The organism is Nocardia sp. NPDC004573 (assembly GCF_053602135.1).
On record NZ_JBSGDA010000032.1, the window covers coordinates 63,731 to 74,169 of the forward strand.

At 62.5% G+C, this 10,439-nt stretch carries 3 protein-coding genes; all 3 read right to left on the reverse strand.

Annotation, left to right across the window (positions count from 1 at the left end; all coding sequences use genetic code 11):
• Positions 1-297: 297 nt before the first annotated feature.
• The 3 genes from ACWEKR_RS32280 to ACWEKR_RS32290 all read right to left on the reverse strand — a co-directional run bounded on the left by ACWEKR_RS32280 (position 298) and on the right by ACWEKR_RS32290 (position 10,293).
• Complete coding sequence (locus tag ACWEKR_RS32280; RefSeq protein WP_452357710.1) at positions 298-5,241, reverse strand: DEAD/DEAH box helicase; 4,944 nt, start codon at positions 5,239-5,241, stop codon at positions 298-300.
• A 136-nt stretch (positions 5,242-5,377) separates the two neighbouring features.
• Entirely contained in the window at positions 5,378-9,217 is a 3,840-nt protein-coding gene (locus tag ACWEKR_RS32285) for an Eco57I restriction-modification methylase domain-containing protein (protein WP_452357711.1), read from the reverse strand.
• Positions 9,217-10,293, reverse strand: coding sequence for a hypothetical protein (locus ACWEKR_RS32290; protein WP_452357712.1), 1,077 nt, complete (start codon positions 10,291-10,293; stop codon positions 9,217-9,219). Before ACWEKR_RS32290 ends, ACWEKR_RS32285 begins: the two co-directional genes overlap by 1 nt.
• Positions 10,294-10,439: the final 146 nt, after the last annotated feature.

Genomic DNA, 10,439 nt, shown 5'->3' on the forward strand with positions numbered 1-10,439 from the left:
AATTACATCTGACGTGGGCGAGCAAGACACCGTGCGGCGGCACAGCAGCTCCCGCACGAGAAGTAAGCTCCCGGCGTGAACGAGATGCGCGAATCTCGACGAACACGCGGGAGTCTCCGGGAAATGGCTGCGCGAGTTTGACTTTCGTCTGCGCACTCAGGGACCGCTGAACTCCCCGTCCCATTCCCCGTAAAGGAGCCACCCTACACCTCTCCCAACCTCATTCAGAGGCTGGGAGATAGGGACTCCCCTGGTTTATTAACCGTTGTCAGTCAAGCGAACTGTCGACGGGACGATCTAGTTTCGGACTGGTGGTTGTATCGGATGAGTATTTAGAACCTGCATGATCGCGACGACGCAGGTATTAATGTCTCGAACAATTTGGCCACCCCAGAAGGACAGGACCGTCCAGCCACTGGCCCGCATCGCATCCCGTTTGGTCTTGTCCTCGGCTTGTTGCTCTGGCGTGCGGTGGTGTTGCCAGCCGTCGCAAAAGACCGCGACTTTGTGCTCAGGCCAGGCGAAGTCAGCAATGGTGACGGGGCGGGGTGTGCCATCGGTGGATCCGCGGTCGCCCCAGGCGTACTGGGCATGCCCCCGCGGGGCCTGGGCTTCGATGAGGGCCAGGGCCAGGCGGCGTTCGATCGGGGATCGGGGCAGGCCGTGGAAGCCATCAGCGAAAGAGCCGACGCGATGGACAACGGCAGCTGGCGCGTTGATGAACTGACGCAAGAAGTCCGCCGCAACGTGTCGATTCAGCAGGTGGCCTTCGAGTTGGTTGTTGTATGAGCGCAGGCAGGCGTAGCAGGCGCGCTCGCAGGTGCAGCCGTCGAGAACGGGGACGAGTGCGGTGGCGACTTCGCCGAAGCGTTCTGCGAGTTGGCGCAGATATCCTGCTCCTCCGGGGACCTCCTCGTACAGTACCGCCAGTCGTAGAAGCGCCTCGACACTGTCTGGGTCAGGGCGCGGCCAGTCGAAGCCTGCGACCTCGTCCTCGCCGGCTTGCAGGACCACCCGGCACCCAAGGTCGAGTGCAGCCCTGACACTGGCGAGGAATTCCTCCAGTTGGCTGGCTCGGATGTCGAGCGCCTCTAGGTCGGGAAGAACATGCAAGCAATCGACGCTACGAGCGGTAGACAGCACACTGAGCTCATATCGGTGGCTGGCACAGATCGTGTCGTGCAACTTCGCGCGACGACGTTGCGACTCGGTGGGGTTGGGGCCGGGAATGGAATCGAAACACAACCCGCAACTGGTACAGATGGCGAATTGCTCGGGGTGGGCGCCATGCTGCACGCGGCCCCGGTTGAGCACGGTAAGGGCAGCATTGCGTTCCCACTGGAGCACCAAACCCGGACGCTCGAACAGCCATGTTTCGGCGGTGTTGGGAGCGCCGAGGTGGTGAGTCACCTCGAACGGCTGCCTAGAACGATTCTCCTCGTCGGCGCCGATGCGCTGGCGGCGCGATGCCCGCATCGCCCGCATCGGGACTGTGACCAGTGTTAGGAGGTCGACGTTGTCACAGGACAGACAGCTGGCCGAGGTGGAGTCGTTGATGGTGTCGCAGCGGGGGCAAAGGTTGGCCTGCGGAACGGCGCCGTGGCCGTCGGAATTGACGAGGTTGGAGCGCCGGAAGTCGACCTGATCGACAAGCCATTTCGCGCCGCGCGCGTAAACAAGCTGTCCGGGTGCGTAGTCCTTAACGGCTTGGATGCTGTCTTGGGACAGCTCGGCAGTCTCGCCTTCCATGGACAAAGTGGCCGTGTCGGTCGGAAATGCATAGGAGGGCAGGAATCCGACGGTGCTCAGGTAAGACAGCACGTAGGCGCGAGTCCGGTCGCTGCGGCGCATCGCCATCAGGCTGGCACTAATGGTCTGCAGTGCCCTGGTGGAATCCGATTTCCCCGGTGTGGCGGCGGCTTGGCTCCACTCCTCCAGGAGGGTCTTCTGCTTGAGGCGATAGGGCCCGACGGCCTCGTCAAGGTTCTCCAGCCACGTTGTCACGATCCCGTGTGCCCAGTCGGCATCCAGCCACGGCAGGTCCTCCTCACGCAGGCCGTGGCGGAAGGTGGCATGAATCCGTTCAGCGATCCGGTCAGTATCGGCCGTCAGTGCGTCTCGTACCGGTTGCAGGTCTTGTAGTTCACCGGCGTCATCTTCGGACACGAAATCGCCCATCCAGTTGGGCAGGTTTTCGCCGCATAGTTCTAGTGCCAACGCGCGGGCATGTCGAGTGATCACCCGTTCGTTGTCCATCAGGAAAGTCGGTGGCCGGATGGCACCGCGGATCATTTCGACTGGCCGTCGGTAGTAGTAGCTGTCGTGCGGCATCCCACCCGCGTAGGTCACGATGAGTGCGACCCGTTCCTCGCGGCGTCCTGCTCGGCCCGCGCGCTGGGCATAGTTGCTTGGGCGCGGGGGGACGTTGCGCAACACCACCGCCAACAGTTGGCCGAGGTCGACGCCCAACTCGAGGGTCATGGTGCACACGAGCAGGTTCAGCTCACCGTTTTTGAACCGTTCCTCGATGTCCTCGCGCTGCGTGAGTGGTATTTGACCAGAGTGTTCCTCGGCGGTGACCGCGAGCGGGTCGTGTCCTTCCGCGAGCTTCCTTTCGTAGTCGTCCGGGTTGTGCTGCCAAGGCTCCATCACACCCTTGCAGTTGAAGGTGGCACAAATGTTGCGGGGCGAGGATTGTGGTTGCACGGCGCGGCAGGCTCGGCACTGGTAGAGGCTGGTGGCTGGGGGCCGAATCTCCATGGCCTGCGGCGCGAGCTGCCACAGCACTACCTGAGAGCGGCCGGTACCAACCTGTGTCCGGTCAAGTAGGTTGTGCTGCCTCAAGAAGGCAACGAGCGCTCGAACCGTCCGTTCCTGGTCATCGGCGTTAATCAAGTGTGGGAAGGCGATTCGGACCAGGCGGGCAACGGTGCCTCGCGCGCCGAGACTGATCGGGACAGCACCTTTGACCTTCGCCGAGGTCTCACCCAGCCCCACTACGCTCGAGCTCGGTCGCATGATTGCCCCAGCCTCAACGAGGTCGTACTGGGCAGAGGGCTCCATCCTGGCCCGCAGCAATTCGTGCGCGACTCCACCACGTGTACGCACCAAGTCCAAGATGCGCCCCAGCAGCCAGCGCAGGGAATTCAGGTCGCTGCCGAGGCTCTCGGTCAAGGAGGACAAATCTTGCGGCGTGAGTTCGTCCAAACCGGGATAACCCACGGTGATCATGCCGAGGCGTTCCAAAGTTGGCGGGCGGCGTTCGTCACTGGCCACTTCGCCGAGGACGTCCCATTCGCAGACTCGCCGGACCCGGTTGCTGGCGTCCCGACCGGCGGGATCCCCATACAGTCCTATATCGCGTCCCATGCGGAACACATCCTCGACTAGTCCATCGAAGCTGGCCGCCGGTCGCCCCTGTGTAACGCGCGCCCGAACGGCGCGCGTGATCAATCGCCGAACCTGAACCGCGCGAGAGCGGCCACGGATGTAACCCGCCTGGAAGGCCGTGTCCTGCCGAGAATCGGCGAACACCAACAGCCGACGCAGCATCACGTCGTCGCTCTGTTCGGCCAGTCCCAGATGCAAGCTGAAGGCGGTCGCCGCAATCGCTGAAGCGGTACGCGCGGTGAACTCCTGTACCGCACCGACGTTGCGCCCGTATCCGCACACCGGACACCGGGTCAGTGGCTTGTCCGGCTCGGGCTCACAGACAAACACGCTTCTGGTAGGTGCGCCGCATCCATGGCAGGACAGGCCCATCGTGCTCGTGCCACAGCGCACGCACCGCCGCGAAGTAAACCACCGGGTGCGCGGCAGCGGCTGCTCCACGGGGTCGAATGCGGTGCGGCGAACTACGTAGCTGTTGGGATGACCACCACGGTTGTCGATCTCCAGATCAAAGTCTTGACCACAGCCCAAGCACACTCCCAGCGGCGTTGTCGCCTGGGCGTCGCAGCCCGCCTCCGGGCAGACCTCGGCTCCGTCCAACAGCAGGTGCTCTCCCTCACCACAGCATCGCACCAGATGGGGAAGCCCTCGCAAGAACAAGTGGACCTTGGCCTCCAGTACCGGCGGACCCTCCAGGGTGGAGGTAGCGGCGCCCAACAGTAGCCAGCCGGCGACCTCGTCGTGCAGCTGGGCTGGGTCGGTCGTGGCCCGTGCCGGTATCTTTGCCAGTTCGGCTACCAACTCGGTAATGGTGCGGGGTTCCGACAGCTTGGCCCGCAGTAGGTCGAGCATCGGGCTGTCGTTGGGGTCACCGAGAACTGCGCGCAATGCGATCAGGTCGGCCCCATCAGCCAGGGCGGCAGCCAATGCGTCGGCGTCTGGCGAGGGCCCTATCCGCCCCATCTCGGGCGCGGTGGGCGCGATCGGAGTTTCCTCGACGATGGCGCCGACATCGAACGGGGCACCGAAAAGGTTGGCGGCGAATTCGGCGGTACGTTCGAGATCGGCGGCGTGGTCACCGCCTGCGCTGACCGTGGCGGACAGACCGACGCAGACCAAGCCGTCGACAACGATGTGGCCGCGCAGGCGCCGCACCAGGCAGGCGATCTCGGTGCCCAGTGCGCCCTGGTAGGTGTGCACCTCGTCCAAGATGAGGTGCCGCAGCACGCCATCCCCGAACAGCTTGCGATCATCGCGGCGGGTGAGCAGATATTCGAGCATGGAGTAGTTCGTCAACAGAATGTCCGGTGGGGAATCCTGCATCGCGTCACGGAGGTTCTGCGGGGTCGCGCCCGTGTACACCCCATAGCGGAGACCGAGCTGCTCGCAAGCCGCCTTAACCCGGTCTTCCTGGTCGTTGACCAGGGCATTCATCGGATACAGTGCAATCGCCTTCACCCCCCTCCGGTGCCGATTGGCGTAGGCGTGCGCGGCAACCGGAATCAAGAACGCTTCGGTTTTGCCCGAACCCGTACCGGTTGCGACCAGCGTGTTCAACCCGGCGTTGATTCGGGTGATCGCGGAAGCCTGATGGGAGAACAATCGCTCGATCCGAGGAAAAGCGGCACAGACCTCCATAGGCAACCCGATGCGGTCCCCGAGCTCAGCAAGGGTGGTTGCCAGTTCAAACCGGGGCTGGACGGAGAGGAACGGACCGTGCCACAGCAGTGAGTCCTCATCCGCCATCTGCTCCAACCGCTCCCGCAGCAGCGGATCAGCGATCGGATAGGTGGTCCAGGTAAACCGTCGGTAGTCCTCACGAAGGCGGTCAGCAAGCTTCAACGGATCCACGAGTCCACGTCCCTCCCATACATGCCCAGTGGGCCGGTTGCTGTGAGCAATAGCCGGTTTCTCATCATGACGAGAGACCTGATGGGCACTCTAACGACCACCACCGACACTCGCCGAGAACTCCGGACGGGCAAGGCTATTGGACCAGGCGGGCGAATTCCTGGCGAACCAACTGCTTGTACTCTACATTCGGGCGCACGGGGCTGCTCTCGCTGCTCGCGCTCTGCGCGAAGTCGGCAAGAACCAGCTCCAACTGGTGCGCCGAAAGGCCATACAGGTGCGCGATCCGCGCGTCCAACGCCGCTCGAAGCGCCTGCTCCTGGCCTTGGGACAACGGACCGCACTCAACCCCGAGTACCTGGGCAAGCTCGTTGAATTCTGGTGTGCGGCAAGTCAGGCGGGCCGACAAATCCACTACGGTCTTGCCAGGACCACGATCGAGCGGAACATCGGCAACTGGCAGCGTCGCCATCACCGATTTGCTGACGGTGCTGGAAACCTTGCGTCTTACGACGAAATCAAGGGTCAGGCTGTTCAACAGCGCAACAACATAGACCATCGCCTCCGGGCCCAGGACGGTTCGATATCCGTTGGCCGCATGGTCAAATGATGATCGATAGAAGAAATGAAGCTTGCGGGTGAGCGCAATACCTGGCGGAATCACAGCTGAGATGAGAGTTCGTTCATCAGTCCCCCTAGCCACTTCACGAAAGCATGGGCGGTAATGATCACACGGAAGCTCCAGAACCCCGACGCGAGGTTCGGCCTGAGACAGAGGCCATTCACCTCGGTGGCGTTTGAGCGACTGGATATTTTTCTTCTTGGCACGCTTTTTCGCGCGAGTCACCAAGGCATCTTCGCCGATCCCCGATTTCAGTCTATAAGTCGGCTCGGCGAAATCATGGACGTACTGGTGGATATGTTTCCCTTCCAGCATCGGCATGCCCGTCGCATCAGCCGAGAAAACCGCACGATCATCGTGGAGGTCAAACTCGCGCCCCCAGTCGATCAACCAACCGCCTGCAGGCATTGTATCGAGCAAAAGCGGGCGCCTGTCGTAAATCGTGCCCAGTAGTTCCAATAACTCCGAGTCGCGGGCATCGGGGATTGCCAAAGTGTCAGGGGCTAGTGCCTCGATGACCTTCCTCGGGATGGCAACCGTGCGTTCATCCAGTCGAAGCAAGTGTTCAAGGTTGGTGACACCGCTGGTGAACGACAACGGGTCTGTAGTGCCCCCACGGCCAGCGACCAGCAAAAGGAACTGCTCGCGACTGTCTATGGGGAAGATCTTCTCGTTGTTGTCACATAGCACGAATCGGTCGACCGTGCAGCGCTCCAGCAATTCCCGGCGGTGTTCTGCCGTAGCGGCATCAGCAACCACCCCAGAATCGATGACCAACCCGATCCGCCCGTTGGATGTCAGCAGCGCCAGTTCGCGTTCCAGGAAAGTGCGATAGTAGTTGAAAGTCGTCCCGTGCGAGTACAACATTCGGTAGGTTCCAGAGCTTTTGATGAACAACTTAACACCGTCAAGATAACCATTGTCACGCTTTTTGGCTTCTAAGATGTCCACACGTTCAAGTAAGTGTCCCTGCCGAATCTGTTTGTCAGCCTTTCCCCTCAGCAAGGTGTACTCGGGGTCGAAACGACCATAGAATTCTGCGGCCTTGAAGGTGATGCTTTCCCATGGCGGGTTGCCGATCATTGCGTCGAAGCCCCCGTCTGGTCGATGAATACCTGACCGGTCGAAGAACACTTCGGGGAACTCGATCTCCCAGTGAAAGGGTCGTACCTCCTCACGAGTGCGGTCGAGCAACCGTTGACTGTCTCCGTACACAGGTTGGCCGGCAATGATGTCTCTTCGACCTTGCCGCCAGCTGGCTGCGCTCTGTTGAAGCTCGGGGTGAAAGTAGGGTGCGACCCACCAGTCACCGAGGGCGCGCAGTCGGGTCCAGTCGTCACTTTCGAGCAGCCGAGCGAAGACCTCTTCCTTCTTCCGAACCTGGAGCCGATCATCTGACGGCGTCTCGGCGAGTAGGCGGCGTTGACGCAGGACATACGTCAGATCGGGGGCATTCGACTCGAACAGCGAGGGCTGTTCCTCAAGGTCCCTTTCGACCCTGCGACCCCGGTCGATTGCCGGCTCTGGGACGCCTTCCCATCTATCGAGGGCAGCGCCGATGACGGAGTTGCCGCAACGCAGGTGGGCATCGAGGAAGGAGAGCGGTTTGCCTGCCGAGCAGGTGGTCAGCCACAGCGATACTTTCGCCAGCTCGACGGCCATCGGGTTGAAATCGACACCGTAGATGCAGCGTTCCACGATCAGTCGGCGGTAACGGGCGCGTTCGGTGTCGTCCAGCTTGTGATCGATGTCCTCACCAGCGCGGGCCAACGCTTCGCCGTATGCCTCGGTGAGAAAGTGCACGGCAGGCACAAGAAATGCGCCGGAACCCATGGCGGGATCACAGACCCGAAGGTTGAGGATCCGCTCCGGAGTTGCGTTCTCGACAAGGGGGCGCAACGTTTCGCCGACAACGAAGTGGGCGAGCTGGCGTGGCGTGTAGTAAGAGCCGGAGCCTTTACGTTGTCCGGTGGCTTCGAACAGGTAGAACGATCCGGTCGGGTACTCCTCGATGACCACTGCCGCGGGCGGGGTGTCCTCCGTGGCAAAGATCTGTTGGCGGGCCTGCTGACCGGTGCCGACCTGCACAAGCACTTTCGAGGTGTCGGCGATCTGTGGTTCGAAGGCGAGTAGGCCCTCGTAGATGCTGCCCAACTGTTCCACGCCGAGTTCGCGATAGTTAATCCGTCGGCGGCCGACCTGCCGGTTGTTGGTGCCGGTGATGGGTTGGGTCCAGGACAGAGCGCTGATCAGGTCGCGGACGTACCTATCGCCGACGACAAGTTCAGGGTCGTCGAGTTGGGGGCATTTGTCGGGGTCGAAGAGCCCGCCGTTGAAGCCAGCGATCTGGAGTTCGCCGGCGTTGATGCCGTCGCGCAGCAAACCCCATTGGGCGCGCAGGGCTGCCCACAGGTAGCCGCCGTCCGGCGCCCACACGACGTTGGGGTCGGCGGCATGGTCCCGCAGCATACGCAGCGAGTAGCCGTGGTCGTATGAGGGAGTGCCGACGGGCAGCAGGCCCCGGTCCTCCGAGTATGCGACGAACAGCAACCGGTAGGCGATCTTGAGGGCATCGGAGAACAGTTCGCGCGGACCAGGTATCAGGGCGCCACGGCGGCGTAAATCTGCCAAGGCTCCATCGGCGACTGCGCGGATGGCAATGCGGACACCGTCGGAGAGGTTCTCGCTGACAGTGTCTGCGGCCTCGGCACTAGCTTTCTCTGCCCGATCCCACAGGCTTCTACCGCCGGCGTCCGGCGTGAAGGCTTCCGGCCGTAGCAGGGCCCACAGCACGCGCCATTCGTGGTCGTCGCCCAGCTCTGCGAGCCCGGCGAGGTCGACGGCCAAGTAGCTGGCTTCCCCTCCAAGCCCGGGATCGCGGCGGATGACACGAAGCTCCGCGCCATTGGACAACAGTACGGCAGGCAACTGGCCTGACCGGGCCACAGTTTCGGCTTGGCGTTGGGGCCGCAGTTTCCCGGCCCGTCGGCCGCTCGGAGATGTATCGAGGTGCTGCCCGGTTGTGGTGATCAGAACCCAAGCCCGGGGTTGCCCCACCCCGGCGTCCTCAGCTGGGTCGTCGTAGGCAATGAGAGGTTCATCGAGGCTGTTGGGCACCGCTGGGAAGCGCCAGCCGAAGTAGGCCAGCCAACTCATCATTTGTCTGCGGGCCACCCCGAGAGTGGTGGTTTCGTCGAGGTCGGCAATCAATCGTCGCAATTCACGGCGAGCCGCCCGGATGCCGTCACGGTGTCCGTCGGAGTCGACGTGCGTGCTCTGCTCGTGCAGGAACAGACCTGGGTCGGCAAGATAGTAGGTGGACAGGGTAGCCCCGGCGACGGTGATATTGAGCATCAGCGAGCCTCGACCAATAGGAGGCAGCCCACCGGTTCTACGGGGTCGACATCGGCGACCTGGTATCCCTCGGCCAAGAGCTGGCGGCGCCGGTCGAACTCCGCATTGATCGCTGCCTGTGCATCTTCCAGGGTGTGGAAGGCACTATGCCCGAGGTCGGTGAACAACCCGAGCTGGAAGAACCCGTCGCCCACGTGATTGCTGAGCCGCTGTTCTGCTTCGCTCAGTTCCGCAGCATGCCAGCGATCCAGCTCACGCGCCATGTGCTTGGCTTCCTCGTGCAGTTGGGCTCGCAAACGCTCACCACGCTCGACAAGCCTGCGATTCGCTTCCATCGCTGCAATTTTTGCGGCCTCGATGAACCTGGGTTGAAGGAGCTGACGCGCTACAGCGACCGGGTCGTGGCCATTGGCCGGAGCTGGCCGCATCCGAAGTTTCTTCAAATCTGCGACGGCGTCGCGACTGGCGGAGCCAGGGGTACCGTCGGCACAGGCGGGCACGAGCACCGGGATGAGAGGCTCTTCCAGTAGCCGTCCATCGGTGGCCGTAATGCGGCCTATATGGGTGAACAGCCATCCCGATTCGCCGTCGGTGATCGCCTTGATGGCCACCCGATCTTGGGGATTTTCCTCGTACAAGCGAGCGCGAACCCGTTGCAGTACAGCACGTACCAGCGGGTGACCTGGAGTCAGGAAGGCCAGTCCCTTGTTTTCTGGCGCTAAAGCGACCCCCCGGCTGAAGGTCGCTTCGAATGCCCCCGAGGGAACCTGTGGGTACTGCGATAGCAGCGGGCCCGGCGTGATGGTTACGGTCTCGCCGCTGCCATCAACGCGTCCTCCGTTCTGCTGCACAACTGTGGTCACCAAGCTGCGAAACTCGTCGAAGTCCGGAAGTAGCCATCGACTACGGTCCGTCGCCTCGGTGGCGCCGCGCTCGGCTGCGCCCTCATCGCTCATCCCACGCAGCAGAGCGAGCGCGCCGCTGCGGGACAGGTAGTCGCGGATTTCGACGGCGGCTTTCTCCAACCGCGCCTCCAACTCCTCGGCGGAAATGTCCTCCAACAGTCCGTCGATCACCTCACTGCGACCGGCGACCCCGAGGATGTCGCTGGTGGAGCCGAGCTGCTTAGACCACGTCTCATGTGGTGCGTTTCGTCAGCTTCTTGAAGCAGGTCAGCGCCGCGGCGAGGGTGAGGAACGCGAGGAAGTGTGTGGCTTTGCGG